Source organism: Phocaeicola plebeius DSM 17135, from assembly GCF_000187895.1.
Classification (GTDB): domain Bacteria; phylum Bacteroidota; class Bacteroidia; order Bacteroidales; family Bacteroidaceae; genus Phocaeicola; species Phocaeicola plebeius.
The window spans coordinates 191,096-205,972 of sequence record NZ_DS990122.1 but is presented as its reverse complement, the minus strand read 5'-3'; the positions used below and the strand labels follow the sequence as shown (position 1 = coordinate 205,972).

Genomic DNA, 14,877 nt, shown 5'->3' with positions numbered 1-14,877 from the left:
GATATGAAAGAGAATGTACCAGTAATTTATGCAGCCCCTTTGCAGGGCTTTACGGAAGTGGCGTGGCGCAATGCACATGCGCAGTGCCTGGGAGGTGTGGACGCGTATTATACTCCTTTTGTCCGGTTGGAGAAGGGGGAGATTCGTAACAAGGACAGGCGCGACGTGTCGCCTGAAGAGAACACGGTGTCCCGGCTGGTTCCGCAAGTGATTGCCTCGGAGCCGGAGGAGCTGAAGGTGCTGACGGACTTTTTGGCCTCGCAGGGCTATCGGGAGATAGATGTGAACATGGGCTGCCCGTTTCCGCTGATTGTACGTCGTGGGAAGGGAGCGGGTATCTTGTCTTCTCCGGAGAAGGTGGAGGCGTTGTTGGAGACGATGAAGGTGTTTCCGGAGGTTCGCTTTTCGGTGAAGATGAGGTTAGGCGGTCAGGATGCGGAGGAGTGGAAGGCGCTCGTGCCGTTACTCAACCGTTCGTGTGTGACGCAGGTGACGCTTCATCCGCGCATCGGGAAGCAGCAGTACAAGGGGACGGTGGACCGGGAGACGTTCCGTGCCTTCTATGAGGCGTGTGAGCGGCCGCTGGTGTACAACGGTGATTTGCTGACGGTGGCCGACATCCGGGAGGTACTGGAAGCGTTTCCCCGGCTGAAAGGGGTGATGCTGGGTCGCGGGCTGCTGGCGAATCCGGCACTGGCACTGGCTTTCCGTGAAGGAGAATTGTCCGATGGCGGATTGAAGGCACGGGTAGCGCAGATGCACCGGCAGATGTATCTGTATTATCATCGGGTGATAGAGGGCGGAGAGGCGCAGCTGCTGGCCAAGCTGAAGACCTGCTGGGAGTACCTGTTGCCTGAGCTGGACAAGAAACAGCGGAAGGCTATCTTGAAGAGCAATCGCCTGGACGGGTATCTGCGGGCAGTGGAAGAGGCGTTGCGGTGAGAGGTATGAAGAACTGAAAAGACTTAACTTTTTTTACAGAAGTAGGATGGTGATTTTGGTATTTTCATCTGTCTCTATTTGAAATAGAAATCGATTTGCACATGGGAAGAGACAGATTAAATATAGATGAGTTATTCAAGTTTTATTATAGACCTTTGTGTTTGTATGCAACACATTATGTACAGGACGTAGAGATGGCCAAAGATATTGTGCAGGATTGCTTTTCGTCTTTGTGGGAGAAAATGAATAATGAAAAGTCTTGTGAGGTAAGTAATATGAAGGCTTATTTGTATGTGATGGTTAAGAACCGTAGCTTGGATTATTTGAGTCAGGAAAATCTGTTCAAATCGGGAGTCTCATTTACTGAATTAGAAGAAACCTTGTTGGATGAGGAGGTGGAGGAACGGAGTGTGATGGAGGCGCGAATGTGGACTGCCATAGATGCCTTGCCTGAGCGTTGCCGTGAGGTCTTTCTTTTGCATAAACGGGATGGCCTGAAGTATCAGGAGATTGCTGAAAAGTTTCATATTTCGGTTCATACAGTCGACAGTCATATTCAGAAGGCATTTCGTTTGATACGTGAGGGGGCATATAAAGTGTATATGTTTCTCTTTAACTAAAATTCAGTGTTTTCACGTAGTGATTTTTGGGGTTTCTATTGTCACAGGGTTGAATGTATAATATCACCAGAAACATGAATGAATTAGAAGAAAAATGCCTTCGTTTTGTGTTGAGGCACTATCAAAAGAATAAATTGGACACACGGCAGGCTTTGGAAGTTTTCAAGGAAAAGCATGGAGTGGTTGGAAGGGCAGGCGGAAAGAACCGGTATTTCCTGTTTTTATCTGGGCTGGCTGCGGCTATATTGCTGGCGTTTATTGTCTGGGTGGGTATATCTCCTGAGAAGCAGTGGACAGAATTGGCAGCATACGAACATGCAGTAAAGTACCAGTTGCCGGACAGTTCGGTCGTTACGGTATATCCCTATTCTTCTATTTGTTTCCGTACAAAGGATTATGCAGATGTATGTCGTGAAGTGAAATTGACGGGGAAAGTTGGTTTTATGATAAAAAGAGATTGTACTCGTCCGTTTAAAGTAATAGGAAAGTTGGCTGAAGTTCAAGTGTTGGGTACTTGTTTCGTGATGGATGAAAGCCGTGCGGATACCGCATGGGTTCAGGTGGAATCGGGAAAAGTACGGTTTTCTGTACAAGGTCAGTCGGAAGGTGTAGAACTTCTGGCTGGAATGGAGGCACAAGTGGTAAAAGGTCAGCATGTTCCGCAAATCGTCCATCGTCCGGATTCTGTAAAGAAAGGAAGTTTTGTATTTGAGAATACTCCTCTTCCGAAAGTACTTGCAGAGCTTTCCCGTTATTATGGGGTAAAGCTGGTAGCTGACCGGACAGACAAACGGTTGACAGCCAATTTCGATGCACACAGTCTGGACGAAATCATCGAGATAATAGAAAAAGTATTAAAAGTGCATATTAAAAAGCAAGTATGATGAGTACCTTGTGGACTGTGGCGGCTGTCTGTTTATGTTTAGGGGGACATCCTTGTTCTGAAACTTCAGAATTGAAGAAAGCAATCGTACGAATGCAAGACTTGTATCATGTGAATTTCGTCTATGATTCTTCTTTGGAAATGATACGGTTATCTGGCATTTTTTCTTCTGGTAAGTCATTGAAGGAGAATCTGCAAACAGTCTTTTCCGGAACCGGAATCAAATGGGAGATAAAAGGCAGCTATGTTTTGTTGTTTAAATCGAGCCGGTATACTTTCTCAGGACACGTGTGTCAGGATAATGGGGAATCACTCCTTAATGTCACGGTGTATGATCAGAATATGCATATCGGTACCTTAACGGATGAACATGGTTTTTTTAGTTTGACATTACCGGAAGGAAAGCATACTTTGCGTTTCTCTTATGTAGGTTATGAAGAGGTGGTGAAAGAATTGGACTTGCGTTCAGATTATTCTGGTACTATTTATTTGAAGGAAAGTTCCACTGCATTGGAAGGGGTAGTGGTAACAGCCGATTTGAATACTTCTCTTTTTACAACTCAGACTGGAAAGATTTCGTTGACTTCAGAACAGTTGAATACGGAATTCTCACTGTTCAGTTCACCGGATTTAGTCAAGGCAATTCAGCAGCTTCCCGGAGTATCTGCTGGCACGGAACTGCTCTCCGGGCTTTATGTACACGGGGGGAAGAATGATGAAAACTTATTCTTATTGGACGGCATGCCTCTCTATCAGGTGAATCATTTTGGAGGATTGTTTTCTGCATTTAATACGGATATAGTGAAGAACGTGGATTTTTACAAGAGTGGTTTCCCGGCACGTTACGGAGGGAGGCTTTCGTCTGTGACAGATGTCCGTATGAAGGAGGGGGACTTAAAGGAGTTTCATGGTATGGTCTCGTTGGGGCTGCTGGACGGAAGGCTACGTTTCGAAGGGCCTGTCATAAAGGAAAAAACTTCTTTTGTGTTCGGTATGCGCCGGAGTTGGTTGGACGTGCTTTCTGCTCCTGCTTTGCGGATTGCCAATCGTTTCTTTCCCGAAGAAGATATCAATGCCCGTTATGCTTTTCATGATATAAATGCGAAAATCACACATCGGTTTTCCAATGAGAGCAGGCTTTCTTTTAGTGTGTATTCTGGAAGAGATTTGTTTAAAATGAAGGATAAACAGCTTTTCCCGTCAGGAAATCTGCTCCATCAAGAGAAAGAACAGACCACGGATGAATATCATATCAGATGGGGAAATCTTTCTGCCGCGTTGTCATGGAATAATCAGTTCAATCATAAACTGACCGGTAACTTTTCTTTGGTATATGCCCGTAATCTGTCTAAATATGACTTCAGGTCAGATGATAGTTTTTATAAAGGGGAAGATGATAAAGAATATTCTGTAGACCGGATGCAGAGGGACAGTTATTCTACTATTGATGACGTAGGTTTTCGCATGGATTTTCATTACCTTCCTACGGCGAGTCATCATGTTCGCTTCGGAAGCGATTACTTGTATCATATCTATTGTCCGCAGCATACGCTATCACAGGATATAAGAGGTACGGAGGAAATGACGGATACGTTATTGTCATCAGTAGAGAGCCATTACAAGGGGAATGAATTCTCTTTTTATGCGGAAGACGATATGAGGCTGACCCGAAAGCTGCGGATAAACTTGGGGGGACGTTATACCATGTATCAAGTTTCGGGAGCAGTATATCATTCGCTGGAGCCGAGAATATCGGCAAGTTACCGTCTGTTCAGTCGTACCACTTTAAAAGTTTCCTATACCGAGATGAGTCAGTTTGTGCACCAGTTATCCAATTCTTATTTAAACTTGCCGACCGATTGTTGGGTTCCTTCTACCTCCCGTATACGTCCTATGCATTCGCGACAGGTGGCAGGTGGTGTGTACATGGAACTTCCGTGGAGGTTGCGCCTGGAGGTGGAAAGCTATTTCCGTACTACCAACCGAATGTTGGAGTACGAGGCGGGAGGCAGTCTTACATTGCCTGCCGGAAACTGGGAACAGGTGGTACGGGTGGGAGACGGCAAATCGTATGGGTTGGAAACATCGCTGGTGTATCATGATGAGCAGAACCTCTTTCAGGCTGGTTATACTTTATCATGGAGCAAGCAAAAATTTGATGATTTCTATTCCGGTTGGTATCCCAGCAAGTTTGATAATCGTCATAAACTGAATTTTGTCTATCGTCGTAAATTCAGCCATCGAATGGATGTATATGCAGCGTGGACTTATCGTAGTGGTGACCATGCGACGGTTCCTACACAGTATGTGGAAAATCCTTGCCTACCTGGAACCTCGCAGTTGTCGGACTTAGAGCCGATGTATGGAAAACCTAACAATATTACTTTGCCTGCCTACCACCGGCTGGATGTGGGTATCAATTTCCGGCGGACTACCAAGCGGGGATTCGAGCGAATTTGGAATGTGAGTATCTATAATGCTTATTGCCGTATGAATCCTTTTTATACAAAGATAGAACGGCAGGTGGATGGAAGTTTCAGAGGAAAGGCTATCGGACTGTTCCCGATAATTCCTTCTTTTAGCTACACCTTAAATTTCTGAATCGGCATGCATTGGAATGTCATTGATTATAACAAATTTCTAAACATTGTATTTATGCATTTAAACAAACAGAATCTCATAATAATACTTGCAGCCTTCAGCCTGTTGTCATCTTGTGTGTATCATTTTGACTTGGATGAGATTTCAGAGGTTCCTAAATTAACGGTATATAGTTATCCTGGAAGTGGTGATACTACGGTGGTACGTCTTTCGCACAGTCTTCCGGTTCATGACAGAGGAAGGAGGATGTATGGATTAAAGGGCAGGAATATCCGCCTGGAAGTGAATGACCGTTCCGTTCCTTTGTGGTGGGCAGAAGATTCATTGCCAGGAGTCCCTGCCAAAAGTTATTATGTGGTACAGTCCTATGAGACGGGCGACCGTGTCCGGCTTACAGCTTCGGTAGAAGGGGTGAAAGCAGTATCTGCCTTTACCATTATTCCTGCTCCTTTCCCTTTAAACGCTATCAAAATAGAACGAAAATCCTCTGAGTTGAATGTGCTCCAGCTTCAGATAAATTTTACCGATTATGCAAAAACTGAAAATTACTATGCGGTAACGGTCAAAGAAAGGGTAAAGTATTGGAAAGAGGGGACTTCGGAAGTGCATTATGGCAAACCGTCTTCTGCTTATATGGACTGGAGTGATGAGCCGATGTTGGATGCTTCTTCGGGTTTGGATGACATTTTTATGGGAAACTATGCGTACTATCAGAATCTGTATTTTTGGAGCGATGAGAAAATTCAGGGAAAGAATTACACACTTCGCCTGAATATGACTTACATACCTGATTACAAGACTTCTATTCAAGATGAAACTTTTATAAACAGAAAGCAATATAAGGTTTATTTATATAGTCTGTCTGAAGAGTTCTACCGTTATTTGAAATCACTTAATGAGCAGAAGAATAATGAACTGGGTAATGTGGAGTTGGCTCCCATGCGGGCTACTTACACCAATGTGGAGAACGGTTTCGGATTGGTAGGTGGTTGCTGCTTGCGGCAAACGGAGTGGATGGATATGTCTGAATCTGAAACACGATCAGATTTTGACCATGCGGTGCTGAATGTAGGATATCAAGTGGATTCGATAAAAAAGAATCATCCGTTTATTTCGCTGAATGATGAATTGTGGAGTAAATAAAACAGAAACCAGATTAAAAATAATAACACTAATTGGAAATCAGTATGAAACGCTTATCTTTTTTCTTATTCCTTTTCTTTTTATGGATGACAGTTCGTGCACAGATGCTCCGTTCTTCAGGCCTGGTACTTTATGGAGGGAAAAATACCGTAAACTACCAGATGGCTTCACCGGGGAAAGGATTGCCGCCTTTCGATTTGGCAAACTCCCGTTTGAGGTCTGATTTTACTTTGGGCGCCGGCTACCGCTGGCGGCTGAATCGTCCGGACACCAGCTGGTTGTTCGACTTGTCGTTATCGGCAAGATATGGCCGCTACAGCTATGGATTCCGTTATCTTTCTTCTGACGTGCATACGACGTATGTGGGCGGGGAAGGAATCCGTAATCTGTGGTCGGCATCTTTTGCTGGAAGTGTGGGACGGTACCTGTTTCGAGGATTGAATCTGTCGGTAGGAGTGGAGCCTACTTTTTATTTTTATGACAAAAGTTTCTTCGACTTGCCGGTATTTGCAAGATTGGCGTATGACTTCAGATTCATGGAAGTGGCTGTGCAATACAAATGGGGTATGACAAGGAAGTTCAATATGCCTCCTTTCTTGCGTAACCGACTTTCAGGCTGGGAGTGTTCGGTCTATATTCCTTTGTCAGGACGGAAATGATTTTTTCCCGAAAGGGATGGCAGGATTCTCTATAAATTTCTGTAATATGTTGAGAAATATAGCTTTATTTACTTCCAGTACTTCCTTGGTAGTACTGGAGTACTTCCATGAAAGTACTGTAGTACTCCAAGGAAAGTACTGGAGTACTGTCAAAGAAGTACTGAGAGACTGACTTTGATTGAAATAAAAGAGTCGTGTGTGAAGGGAGTAAATCTCCGGTTCTTAACTTTCTTTTTTCTTGAAATATTCGTATCCGATGCGGCAGAACAGGCATTTCTTCGGGTCGCAGTAGTTCTTTTTGAGCTGGATGAGTGCCTGACTGTCGCCTGCATGGGCGGCTTGCAGACCACATTCTTTCCACAGCCGGATGATGTAATTATTTTCCGGTTTCAGTTGTTCCAGCAGGTTGCTAGCCCGTTCGATGAGCCGTTCTTCACCTTTGTGCTTGCCATAGGCATAAAGGAAAGGCACCACGGTGTTGATAATCAGCAGGTCGATGGAAGCATCGCTGAGAGTCTTCGGACGGGCGGGCGACGGTTCACCGAATACGTAGTGAGTGAGCCAGTAGAGAGAGGTACCTCCCCGCAACAGGTCGCGCAGCTCTTTCACGGTAGGAGCCAGCAGGAGCTGGGAAAGCATCCCTTGGGAATGGTGATAGAGGTTGGCCAGTTGGGCGATGCGCACGTGTGGAAAATTACCCGGACGCATGCGGAGCATCTTCCAGCGCAGGTGTTCGGAAGGCTGTAGCTCGAATTTGTGGGCCAGGTAGGCGTATTCCTTGGTCAGCTGAGCGGAATAGTCGTCGGACGGGAGTTCCTGCAACAGGCCGGCCTGCCCGAAGAAAATGGCTTCTATCTGAAAAAGATTATCGCGGTGCTTGTTGACGGCTTGCAAGGGAATGGTCTGTGCCCATTGCTCGAAGGCGTCGCTGTTGGTGCCGAAACCGAAATTGCGGGCTAATGTGAGAAAAAAGGCTTGTTCCCAGTCGCCTTTGCTCTGGGTTAGCTGGGCTTGGATGCGCTGTGTCTTCTGTTCGAAACGTTCGGTCTGCAGACTGGAGAGCCAGCTGTGGAGCAGGAGCTTGGGCAGACGAGGGATGAGGCGGTAGCAGGCTGGGTAATGGCTGGTTTCAATCAGCTCGCGGTAGTTGTCTAACAGATAGGGCGGATAGTGCAGCTCCATTTGCGGGATGGGTGTGCCGTCGGTGCGGAAGGTTTCGGTATCGATGTCGGAAGCCACATGCAGAATTACGGAGTCGTAGGCGCGGTCCTGATGATGGTGGTGGCGTTTCCAGTCGGAAGCGTGCACGTGGATTTCTACATTTCCCACCCACAGAATGCCGTCTATCTTGATTTTCGCATTGAAAAAGTCGGGTCCTGCATCGGGATTGGGGAGTCCGGGGTCAATGACTTCCACGGTTTGTCCTTGCGTGGTATGCAGCGGAGTGAGCGGAAAAAGCTTGTGCTTCCATACAAACTGGAGTAGATGTTCCATGTTAACGAGCTGTAAATGTTGGGTAAATGTAATGATTAATACTGAAAAACACTATCTTTGCGAATAAAATTATCATCAGAATTATGAAAATTGCATTAATTGGATATGGAAAGATGGGAAAGGAAATTGAAAAAATTGCCCTTTCCAGAGGTCATGAAATTGTGAGTATCATTGATATAAATAATCGGGAAGATTTTGCTTCGGAGGCTTTCCGCTCGGCCGATGTGGCCATTGAATTTACGGCTCCTTCAGTGGCTTACGGCAACTGTCTGGAGGCGTTCAAGAATGGGGTGAAAGTGGTATCGGGCAGCACCGGATGGATGGGAGAGCATGGCGAAGAGATGCGCCGTCTGTGCCAGGAGGAAGGTAAGACGTTGTTCTGGTCGTCTAACTTCAGCTTGGGTGTGGCTATCTTTGCGGCGGTGAACAAGTACCTGGCAAAGATTATGAACCAGTTCCCGAACTACGATGTGTCGATGGTAGAAACTCACCACGTGCACAAGCTGGATGCCCCGAGTGGTACGGCCATTACGCTGGCTGAAGGGATTCTGGAAAATCTGGACCGCAAGCAGAAATGGGTGATGGGCACACTGACCGCTCCCGACGGTACGGTGACGGGTACGACCGACTGTGCACCGGATGAATTGCCCGTGAGTGCCATCCGCGAAGGGGAAGTGCCGGGTATCCATACCATCAAATATGAATCGGAGGCTGATTCTATCGTGATTACACACGACGCAAAGAACCGCAAGGGGTTTGCATTGGGAGCGGTGCTGGCTGCGGAATATACGGCTGCGCACCAGGGCTTCTTAGGTATGAATGATTTATTTCAGTTTTGAGTATGATACAGGCATCGCGTAAACAATGGATAAAGTTCGGCATAGTGCTGGTGCTTTACCTGATTTTTCTGATTTGGTTGAAAAGCTGGCTGGGGCTGGTAGTGGTTCCGTTCATCTTTGACGCATATATTTCCAAAAAGATTCCCTGGACATGGTGGAAGAAGTCGACCAACAAGACCGTGCTGACGGTGATGGGCTGGGTGGATGCCATCGTGTTTGCGCTGGTAGCAGTCTATTTTGTGAATCTGTACTTCTTTCAGAACTATGTGATTCCTTCTTCGTCGCTGGAGAAATCGCTGCTGGTGGGCGACTATCTGTTTGTAAGCAAGATGAGCTATGGTGCTCGTATTCCGCAGACACCGCTCCACATGCCGCTGACGCAGCATACGTTGCCGGTGTTCAACTGCAAGTCGTACCTGGAATGGCCGAAGTGGGACTACAAACGGGTGGCCGGACTGGGAGAGGTGCAGCTGAATGACATCGTGGTGTTCAACTTCCCGGCAGGGGATACGGTGGCTACCGGCAATCCGGCAGAAGATATCTATCGCATGAGCTATGCCATCGGCAAGCAACTTTCGCAACCTATTGACCTGGCCAGCCTGAACCTGGAGCAGCAACGGGATGTGTATGATTATTATTACGCGGTAGGACGCAAGTATATTGACGAAAATCCGCAGCTGTATGGTGAGGTGATTACCCGCCCTGTAGACCGGAGAGAGAATTACGTGAAGCGTTGTGTGGGTATGCCGGGCCAGACACTGGAAATCAAGAACCGGATTATTTACCTGGACGGTAAGGCCAACAAGGAGCCGGATAATGTGCAGTATCGTTATCTGGTGCATACCAAGGGTATGCTGCCGGAAGATTTATGTCATGAGCTGGGCATCAGCCAGGAGGACCTGATGGCTTATTATACGGAGGAATCGGTGTATAACATGCCGTTGACTGAAAAGGCGAAGGCTGCCTTGCTGGCACGGAAGGACTTGGTGACTGCCATTGAAAACGTGCCGGATGATGATGCCGGCGGACTGTATCCGGATAACAAACTGACGGGCTGGACAGTAGATAACTACGGTCCGATATGGATTCCGAAGAAGGGAGCTACTATAGACCTGACACTGGATAACCTGCCGATGTATGAACGTCCGATCAAGAACTACGAAGGCAACAGCCTGGAGGTGAAAGACGGAAAAATCTACATCAACGGACAGGAAACGACGAAATACACCTTCAAGATGGATTATTACTGGATGATGGGTGACAACCGTCATAATTCGGCCGACTCACGTTTCTGGGGGTTTGTGCCGGAAGACCACATTGTGGGTAAACCTATTTTTATCTGGCTGTCGCTGAATCAGGATCGTGGCTGGTTTGACGGAAAGATTCGCTGGAACCGTCTGTTTAAGTTTGTGGATTCCATTAAATAATCTATGAACAAAGGAAAGTCCGGATGGTGGTGGTTGAGAGCGGCCGGCCTGACGGTGTTGACCGTATGGCTGGTGCGGACCCTGCTTGTGACGACTTGTGTAATTCCTTCTTCCGGGATGGAAAATTCTCTTTATCAGGGAGAACGGATTCTGGTCAACAAGTGGAGCTACGGGCTGCGTTTGCCTTTTTGTTCGCTTTTCGGCTATCATCGGCTGGCATCTTCGCGCGCGGAGAAAGGGGATATTCTCTTGTTCAATAACCCTCATCCCCAGCAGGTGGAGAAAGGAATAGAGTGGAGAGAGCTGTTTATCAGCCGCTGTATCGGCACGCCGGGAGATACGCTGATGCTGGATGCCGACCTGAACTGTGTGGACGGAGAGGTGCTCAGTCCGGACGCTAAATCGCTGTATGCTTATCCGGTATCCTCGGAAGATTTGATGCTGACCGTGCTGTCGGTGCTGGGTATCAAAGGAAATACGCTGGCCGGATATACTTCCGACGGGGGGTATATACGGAGTTTCAGCCAATATGAATATTACTTGATTTCGCAGAAACTGGAGGGGCGGATTCCGCTTGTGCCGCTGGATGAAAAGAACCGTACGGAAGTGCATCCGTATGTGATTCCGGCAAAAGGCGTTCCGGTGAAGGTGTATCCCTGGAATGTGACTTTGCTCTGCAATACGATTGTGGCACATGAACACCAGCCTGCGGAAATTCTCCGTGATACGTTGTATGTGAAAGGAAAGCCCGTGGAGACTTATACGTTTAGCAAGGATTATTATTGGGTGGCTTCCAATGATCCGGTGAATATTTGTGACTCCCGCTTGTTCGGCTTCGTACCGGAGGACCACCTGATAGGGAAGGCCTGGCGCATCTGGTACTCTTCGCGGAAGGGGCGCTTCTGGCAGCGGGTGCAATGACATAAACTAAGAAAGAATGAAGAATGAAGTGATTTTGGGGTCGGCCTATCTGGCTCCCGTAGAATATTATACCAAACTTTTTGCTTATCCTTCGGTGCGTGTGGAGCGTTATGACCACTACATGAAGCAGACTTACCGTAACCGGTGTGTGATTGCATCGGCCGACGGGCCGTTGGTACTGACCATTCCGACGGAAAAGAGTGACGACTTGAAGTGTGTGATGAAGGACGTACGTATTTCAGACCATGGCAACTGGCGGCATGTGCACTGGAATGCGTTTGTAGCCGCTTACAAGCATAGTCCTTTCTTTGATTACTATGCGGATGAGTTTCACCGGTTCTTTGAGCAAAAATATGAGTTTCTGTTTGACTTTAACCTGGAACTGTGTGAGTGGGTGTGCCGGCAGATTGACATGGAACCTCGCCTGATACCTACCGAGGAATACATGCCGGAAGTGGAGTGTGCCGATGATTTCCGGGAGCTGATTCACCCCAAACGGGATTATCGGGAGGCGGACAAGGCCTTCTTTCCCAAGCCTTATTATCAGGTGTTTGACCAGAAGCTGGGCTTTCTGCCTAATCTCAGTGTGATTGACCTGCTGTTCAATATGGGACCGGAAAGCTTGCTGGTGCTGCGTGACTCGGTGCGTACGTTCAATGAAATTTAAGGATACATATTCCTTCAAACCCGATTTTATGTTGTACATTTGTAACTGAATCAATGATTTAACAATATGAATAATCTTCCAACAGTAACGAAAAACCTGCTTATTATCAATGTGCTCTGTTTCTTCGGAATGTTTGTGGCCCGAAAATACGGAGTGGATATAGAGAATATGCTGGGGCTTCACTTTTTCCTGGCTTCGGATTTTAACCTGGGGCAGCTTATCACTTACATGTTCATGCATGCCAATTTCTCGCATATCTTCTTTAATATGTTTGCGGTATGGATGTTCGGACGGGTACTGGAACAGGTATGGGGACCTAAACGTTTCCTGACGTATTATCTGATTTGTGGTATTGGCGCCGGTCTGATTCAGGAAGTGGTGCAGTATGTGGAGTATCTGACCGTATGGTCGAATTACGATTCGGTCAACACGGGACTGGGTATCATTCCTATGGATGCGTTTCTGAACCAGTTGACTACCGTAGGTGCTTCGGGAGCGGTGTATGGCATTTTGCTGGCATTCGGTATGTTGTTTCCTAACAGTCAGATGTTTGTTTTCCCGATACCGATGCCTATCAAGGCGAAGTATTTCGTAATTGGATATGCCGTGCTGGAGTTGCTTTTAGGACTGGGCAGCAACGACGGAGTAGCCCATTTCGCTCATTTGGGAGGTATGTTGTTCGGCTTGATACTGATTGTTTATTGGAGAAAGAAAAATGGCGGCGGACGGATTTATTACTGATTTGAAAAGAAAGTTTCAGCAGGGAGACATTGTGCTGCGTCTGGTGTATGTGAACGTGGCGGTGTTTCTGGTGGTGACACTGGTACAGATTTTTCTGACCTTATTCAATGTGCTTGCTTCACCGTGGATGAATTATCTGGAACTGCCGGCATGGACGGAAACTTTTATCCGTAGACCCTGGACATTGATTACTTACATGTTCATGCATGCCGGTGTGCTGCACATCTTGTTTAATATGCTGTGGCTGTTCTGGTTCGGTCGTCTGTTTCTGGCTTTTTTCTCGTCGAAGCACTTGCGTGGACTTTATTTTCTGGGAGGTATTTGCGGCGGCTTGCTTTATATGCTGGCATATAATGTGTTTCCTTATTTTCAGGATGTCGTGTATTCTTCCTATTTGTTGGGTGCTTCGGCTTCTGTGTTGGCCATTGTGGTGGCGGTAAGTGTGCGTGAACCGAATTATCCGGTACAGTTCCTGTTTATCGGTACGGTACGCCTGAAATATGTGGCTCTGTTTATGGTGGCGCTTGATTTGCTGTTCATGACTTCTGAGAATGCAGGCGGGCACATTGCACATCTGGGTGGAGCACTGGCCGGATGGTGGTTTGCTGCAGGATTGCAGAGCGGTCATGATGCCACGAAATGGATAAACCTGGTGTGCGACTGGTTTGCAGGCTTGGGACGTCCGGTGAAGCGTAAGCCCAAGATGAAGGTGCACTACGGAGGACGTCAGGCGGATTATGAATACAATGCCCGGAAAAAGGAACGTGAGGCAGAAATTGACCGGATTCTGGACAAATTGCGTAAGTCGGGCTATAACAGTCTGACAGACGATGAGAAGAAAAGCTTATTTGATGCAAGTAAGAAATGAGTATTTGGAAACATACATTTAGAGGTGTGCTGATTCTGGCAAACCTGATTGTCGGGGTAGGATTTTTATGTTGTGCCTACAGTCCACTTGTGTCGCCGGTAACTCATCCGGTATTTGCTTGTGCAGGATTGTTTTTTCCTTTCTTTTTACTCGCCATGCTGGGTTTTGTAGTAGTGTGGCTGTTTCATTGCAGGAAGTTAGCGTGTCTTCCTCTTGCTTTTTTGTTGCTCGGAGGAGGAGCTGTATTGACATATACTCCATTTAAAGATGGAGAGGATGAGGCAGACGGCGAGGTAATGAAGTTCCTGACTTATAATGTGATGCACATGCAGGGAGATACGGAAGAGGAGGGGTATCCTTTACGACGATACATTCAGGAGAGTGATGCGGATGTGGTTTGTCTGCAAGAATATTTATGGGATGAGCAAAAAACAAAAAAAGTTTTCCCAATGTATCCCTATCGGTGTCTGCTTAGGGCTTCCAATGAGAACGGAATGGTTTGTTTGTCACGTTTCCCTATTGTCTCAGTGAAGCGGATTCCGTATGTAAGTGCCAATAATGCCAGCTTCTTGCTTCAGCTGAAGATGAAAGAAGATACGCTGTCACTGGTATGTAATCATTTGGAATCAAATAAACTAGATGCACATGACAAGGAACTTTATGAGGGCTTGCTTAAATCGCCTAATGAACAGAAGGTAAAATCGGATAGTAAATATCTTCTGCGTAAACTGGCCGATGCTGTAGCTATTCGTGCCCCTCAGGCCGATTCTGTGGCACAGGTAATTTCTCGACAGTCGGGTAAGTATCTGCTGGTATGCGGCGATTTTAATGATTCTCCAATTTCGTATGCACATCATACCATTGGGAAAGGACTGACGGATGCTTATCGTGAGGCCGGTTGGGGGCCGGGATTCTCGTATAACCGGAATTTTCTGTATTTCCGCATAGACCATTTATTTGTGAGCAAGGGATTTAGAGTATTGAAATGTCGTGTGGACAATTCCATTTCGGCATCTGATCATTATCCGCTGTGGTGTTTGGTAGAGAAGTTATAACCTGATAATAAATAAAA

The 14,877-nt window shown here is 46.7% G+C and carries 14 protein-coding genes; 13 read left to right on the top strand and 1 reads right to left on the bottom strand.

What is annotated here, in order from left to right:
• Positions 1-3: 3 nt before the first annotated feature.
• The 6 genes from BACPLE_RS04980 to BACPLE_RS04955 all read left to right on the top strand — a co-directional run bounded on the left by BACPLE_RS04980 (position 4) and on the right by BACPLE_RS04955 (position 6,848).
• Positions 4-942 (top strand): tRNA-dihydrouridine synthase family protein, encoded by a 939-nt coding sequence (locus BACPLE_RS04980; protein WP_040312463.1) that lies wholly within the window; start codon positions 4-6, stop codon positions 940-942.
• Positions 943-1,043: 101 nt separating this feature from the next.
• Positions 1,044-1,562: an RNA polymerase sigma-70 factor gene (locus BACPLE_RS04975; protein WP_007559456.1), complete on the top strand. Its 519-nt coding sequence runs from the start codon at positions 1,044-1,046 to the stop codon at positions 1,560-1,562.
• A gap of 74 nt (positions 1,563-1,636) precedes the next feature.
• Positions 1,637-2,446 (top strand): FecR family protein, encoded by an 810-nt coding sequence (locus BACPLE_RS04970; protein ID WP_040312462.1) that lies wholly within the window; start codon positions 1,637-1,639, stop codon positions 2,444-2,446.
• Positions 2,446-5,046 carry a TonB-dependent receptor domain-containing protein gene (locus tag BACPLE_RS04965; RefSeq protein ID WP_040312461.1) on the top strand — a complete coding sequence of 867 codons (2,601 nt, stop codon included), beginning with the start codon at positions 2,446-2,448 and terminating at the stop codon, positions 5,044-5,046. Before BACPLE_RS04970 ends, BACPLE_RS04965 begins: the two co-directional genes overlap by 1 nt.
• A 54-nt stretch (positions 5,047-5,100) precedes the next feature.
• Entirely contained in the window at positions 5,101-6,189 is a 1,089-nt protein-coding gene (locus tag BACPLE_RS04960) for a DUF4249 domain-containing protein (RefSeq protein ID WP_148374619.1), read from the top strand.
• 44 nt (positions 6,190-6,233) lie between these two features.
• Positions 6,234-6,848, top strand: a complete 615-nt coding sequence (locus BACPLE_RS04955) for a hypothetical protein (RefSeq protein ID WP_148374618.1) — start codon at positions 6,234-6,236, stop codon at positions 6,846-6,848.
• Between the two features lie 222 nt (positions 6,849-7,070).
• On the opposite strand, the gene BACPLE_RS04950 is transcribed toward BACPLE_RS04955, so the two are convergent.
• On the bottom strand, positions 7,071-8,342 hold the full coding sequence (locus tag BACPLE_RS04950) for a DUF2851 family protein (protein WP_007559450.1): 1,272 nt from the start codon (positions 8,340-8,342) through the stop codon (positions 7,071-7,073).
• A gap of 83 nt (positions 8,343-8,425) precedes the next feature.
• Here BACPLE_RS04950 and dapB point away from each other — a divergent pair, with 83 nt between their 5' ends.
• From dapB to BACPLE_RS04915, 7 genes are all read left to right on the top strand, one after another.
• Positions 8,426-9,181, top strand: coding sequence for a 4-hydroxy-tetrahydrodipicolinate reductase (gene dapB / locus BACPLE_RS04945; protein ID WP_007559449.1), 756 nt, complete (start codon positions 8,426-8,428; stop codon positions 9,179-9,181).
• Between the two features lie 2 nt (positions 9,182-9,183).
• A complete protein-coding gene (locus tag BACPLE_RS04940) occupies positions 9,184-10,608 on the top strand; it encodes a S26 family signal peptidase (protein ID WP_007559448.1) in 1,425 nt (474 codons plus the stop codon).
• A 3-nt stretch (positions 10,609-10,611) separates the two neighbouring features.
• The gene (gene lepB / locus BACPLE_RS04935) at positions 10,612-11,529 is read left to right on the top strand and encodes a signal peptidase I (RefSeq protein ID WP_007559447.1); all 918 of its coding nucleotides are present in this window, start codon (positions 10,612-10,614) and stop codon (positions 11,527-11,529) included.
• Between the two features lie 16 nt (positions 11,530-11,545).
• Positions 11,546-12,196 (top strand): WbqC family protein, encoded by a 651-nt coding sequence (locus tag BACPLE_RS04930; RefSeq protein WP_007559446.1) that lies wholly within the window; start codon positions 11,546-11,548, stop codon positions 12,194-12,196.
• 66 nt (positions 12,197-12,262) lie between these two features.
• The gene (locus BACPLE_RS04925; protein ID WP_007559445.1) at positions 12,263-12,937 is read left to right on the top strand and encodes a rhomboid family intramembrane serine protease; all 675 of its coding nucleotides are present in this window, start codon (positions 12,263-12,265) and stop codon (positions 12,935-12,937) included.
• Positions 12,912-13,805 (top strand): rhomboid family protein, encoded by an 894-nt coding sequence (locus BACPLE_RS04920; protein WP_007559444.1) that lies wholly within the window; start codon positions 12,912-12,914, stop codon positions 13,803-13,805. The genes BACPLE_RS04925 and BACPLE_RS04920 overlap by 26 nt, the downstream gene beginning before the upstream one ends.
• Positions 13,802-14,860 (top strand): endonuclease/exonuclease/phosphatase family protein, encoded by a 1,059-nt coding sequence (locus BACPLE_RS04915; protein ID WP_007559442.1) that lies wholly within the window; start codon positions 13,802-13,804, stop codon positions 14,858-14,860. The genes BACPLE_RS04920 and BACPLE_RS04915 overlap by 4 nt, the downstream gene beginning before the upstream one ends.
• Positions 14,861-14,877: the final 17 nt, after the last annotated feature.

Coding starts and splice junctions, on each gene's coding strand:
- BACPLE_RS04950 (WP_007559450.1), bottom strand. CDS start 8,342: ATGGAACATCTACTCCAGTTTGTATGGAAGCACAAGCTTTTTCCGCTC.
- BACPLE_RS04975 (WP_007559456.1), top strand. CDS start 1,044: ATGGGAAGAGACAGATTAAATATAGATGAGTTATTCAAGTTTTATTAT.
- BACPLE_RS04940 (WP_007559448.1), top strand. CDS start 9,184: ATGATACAGGCATCGCGTAAACAATGGATAAAGTTCGGCATAGTGCTG.
- BACPLE_RS04955 (WP_148374618.1), top strand. CDS start 6,234: ATGAAACGCTTATCTTTTTTCTTATTCCTTTTCTTTTTATGGATGACA.
- BACPLE_RS04920 (WP_007559444.1), top strand. CDS start 12,912: ATGGCGGCGGACGGATTTATTACTGATTTGAAAAGAAAGTTTCAGCAG.
- BACPLE_RS04930 (WP_007559446.1), top strand. CDS start 11,546: ATGAAGAATGAAGTGATTTTGGGGTCGGCCTATCTGGCTCCCGTAGAA.
- BACPLE_RS04915 (WP_007559442.1), top strand. CDS start 13,802: ATGAGTATTTGGAAACATACATTTAGAGGTGTGCTGATTCTGGCAAAC.
- lepB (WP_007559447.1), top strand. CDS start 10,612: ATGAACAAAGGAAAGTCCGGATGGTGGTGGTTGAGAGCGGCCGGCCTG.
- dapB (WP_007559449.1), top strand. CDS start 8,426: ATGAAAATTGCATTAATTGGATATGGAAAGATGGGAAAGGAAATTGAA.
- BACPLE_RS04970 (WP_040312462.1), top strand. CDS start 1,637: ATGAATGAATTAGAAGAAAAATGCCTTCGTTTTGTGTTGAGGCACTAT.
- BACPLE_RS04965 (WP_040312461.1), top strand. CDS start 2,446: ATGAGTACCTTGTGGACTGTGGCGGCTGTCTGTTTATGTTTAGGGGGA.
- BACPLE_RS04980 (WP_040312463.1), top strand. CDS start 4: ATGAAAGAGAATGTACCAGTAATTTATGCAGCCCCTTTGCAGGGCTTT.
- BACPLE_RS04925 (WP_007559445.1), top strand. CDS start 12,263: ATGAATAATCTTCCAACAGTAACGAAAAACCTGCTTATTATCAATGTG.
- BACPLE_RS04960 (WP_148374619.1), top strand. CDS start 5,101: ATGCATTTAAACAAACAGAATCTCATAATAATACTTGCAGCCTTCAGC.